Here is a 2,550-nt window from a genome sequence, read left to right on the forward strand (position 1 = left end):
GTTGGCGCTGCTGGTTCTGCTGGCGGAGCTTGTCGATCTTGGAGGAGATGCCGGCTAGGACGGCGTCTCGCTGAGGGTCGCCGGTAGGAGCCAGGAAGGCCTTGATCGGATCCTGGGCCGCCGCGCGTCCACGGGAGGCGGTAGCACCGGCCGAGCGAGACTGCGAACGGGACGTGGACCTGGACCCCGAACGGGACGTGGACCTCGGCGCTGTCCTGGACGTGGTGTCAGTACCGCGCCCACCAGCACTGCGGCTAGGAGCGTCCCCCACGGTACGACTGGGGGTCTCCCCAGCGGTGGGCCCGGTGGTGCTGCGCTGGGGCGCCGGCTGTGCCGGCGCAGTTGGGGTGAGGGGGCCGGCCTGGGGCCCTGAGCGGGCCGGGGCGGAAGGTGTTCCTGTCTTTTGGCTGGCCTGCAGACGCGAGGAGGCCTCAAGCCAGGCGTTGGAGCCCGAGGCACCCGCCCCAGCAGCACCCCGACCCGACAGACCCGACCCGCCAGCCTGAACAGGCTGCCTCGGCTGGGCCGACCGACCAGACTGGCCCGAATGGCCCGGCTGGCTCGGCCGTCCCGACTGCCCTGGCCTGCCCGGTTGGCCTGACTGGACCGGCTGGCTCGGCCGTCCCGACTGCCCTGGCCTGCCCGGTTGGCCTGACTGGACCGGCTGGCCCGGCTGACCTGGTTGGGCTGGTTGGGCTGGCTGGGCTGGTTGGGCTGGCTGGGCTGGTTGGGCTGGCTGGGCTGGTTGCTTGGGGGCCGTGGGCGAGGCAACCCGCTGTGAGCGGGCCGGCACCACCGGCGGCTCCGCAGACACCGGCGGCACAGAAGGCGGCGCGGACCGCCCGACCCCAGGCGCCTGCGCCTGGGCAGGCGAACCCGGTGCGCCCCCATCGGGCGCACCCGCGTTCGGGGCGCCCCGACCAGGCGAACCCGCATCGGGCGCACCCGCATCAGGTACACCCTTGTCTGGTCTGGTCTGCTCAGGGGCGACCACCCCGTCTGGCCTGCTCTGCTCGGGAGCGCTCCTGTCAGGAACCGCCCTGCCTGGGGCGTTGAGGTCGGGGGTAGGAGCCGACATGGAGGGCGAGGAGTCCGTGGGCCGGGCAACCTGCTCCGCCGGACCAGGAACCGGCTGACCCGCCACCGGAGCCGAAACCGGCTCCTGCATGGCCGGAGAACCCGTGCTCGGCGCGCCCATCTCCGGGGCACCCCTGTCCAGCCCGGCCGTATCCAGCCCGGGTGCTCCCGTCTCCGGGGCTGTGTCGCCGGGTAGGGGCTCATCACCGAGCCCAGGCGCATGATCCAGCCCGTCTGGGGTGCCTGTCCCTAGTCTGTCTGGGGTGGGTGTGTCTGGGTGGTCTGGGGTCTGTTCTGGTTGGGTCAGGGCCTGTCGCAGCTCGTCGCGGGTGAGGTTCTTCAGCCCGCCGGGGCCACCCAGCGCTTGGGCCATGCGGTCAGACAGCACCTGCACAGTCAGTGGGGACCCGCGAGGAGAAACCGCCTCCCGCTCAGCCAGGCTCCGAGGCTCCAGCACCTCCGAGCCCGCGTTCAGTCTCTTGGCCAGGTCCGGGGAGTCAGTCAGCACCACCCGCATCCGCAGCAACCGGTCCCCCTGACCAGCATCCACCGCCTTCTGAGCCGCAGCACGAATCAGCTCCCGAGGACCTTTAGCCGTCTGAGACCCCAACGCCGAGTTCGTCGCCAGGTCCCCCAAAACCGCCAAACCCCTCACCAAGGAAGGCCCCTGCGGACCAGCCAACAGCTGATCAGGATTGTGCAGCACCGCCAGCTCCTTCATCGCCCGACGAGCTAACGCCCCCGCCACATCCTCAGCAAACCCATGACGGTCACTCAAATCCTTGGCGAGCTTGTCCCGGAATATGCTACGGATAGCGGTGTGGCTGGCTGGGGAGCGCTTGCGCTTGTCGAAGGTAGCCATACCAGCCAGGATCTCCTTAGCGCTCATCAGGCTCAGAGCCGTGAACTGCCCATCGAGCTGACGCGTCATCTCCCCCGGCAGCACACGCGAGGAGCGACTCGGCCCACCCGTGTGATACGACACCACCACCGGGCCCACCTTGTCACACCACCGATCAGCCCCCACCTGGGCACCAGACTCCTTCAAGGCGGCAGGCCCCTCCCACACCAGCACCGACCGGCCCCCAGCAGACCCTGGGGTAAACATGTCCCCAGCCACCAGACCGCCACCAGCACCAGACACACCAGCACCCCGCCCGGGGCCAGGCCGGCGCGAACCCCTGCCGCTCACAACCCACCCCCAAAACCACCAGAACCAGCAGACCCACCCTGGTCACCAGGACCATCCTGGCCATCGGGGTCGCCGGGGGTGCCTGTGTCTGTGCTGTCGAGGTCTGTGCTGTTGGGTATGGCTCCTTGGTCGATGAGGAACTGGGTGGCCGCCCCGCCCCAGGCAGCCATGAAGTCCATCCCCAGGTATCTGGGTGTGGACTGCGCCAGGCCCACCAGGTAGGGCACAGCCTTCTGCACACTCAACCGATCCGCACTCACCTGACCACCAAAGCTCAACGG

Annotated in this window: 2 protein-coding genes and 1 pseudogene; all 3 read right to left on the minus strand. The window is 69.6% G+C overall.

Annotation, left to right across the window (positions count from 1 at the left end; all coding sequences use genetic code 11):
* Positions 1–271 (minus strand): hypothetical protein (locus tag RIV14_RS13495; RefSeq protein WP_309325242.1); only part of this gene is annotated, 271 nt, incomplete at its 3' end.
* 1,359 nt (positions 272–1,630) lie between these two features.
* Positions 1,631–2,185: pseudogene (locus tag RIV14_RS13855) on the minus strand (polymorphic toxin type 15 domain-containing protein); the annotation flags it as partial.
* A gap of 80 nt (positions 2,186–2,265) precedes the next feature.
* A partial coding sequence (locus RIV14_RS13500; RefSeq protein WP_309325243.1) for a hypothetical protein occupies positions 2,266–2,550 on the minus strand: 285 nt, incomplete at its 5' end.

Origin of the sequence: Actinomyces acetigenes, from assembly GCF_031296635.1 — a bacterium.
In the GTDB taxonomy this organism is placed as follows: domain Bacteria; phylum Actinomycetota; class Actinomycetes; order Actinomycetales; family Actinomycetaceae; genus Actinomyces; species Actinomyces acetigenes.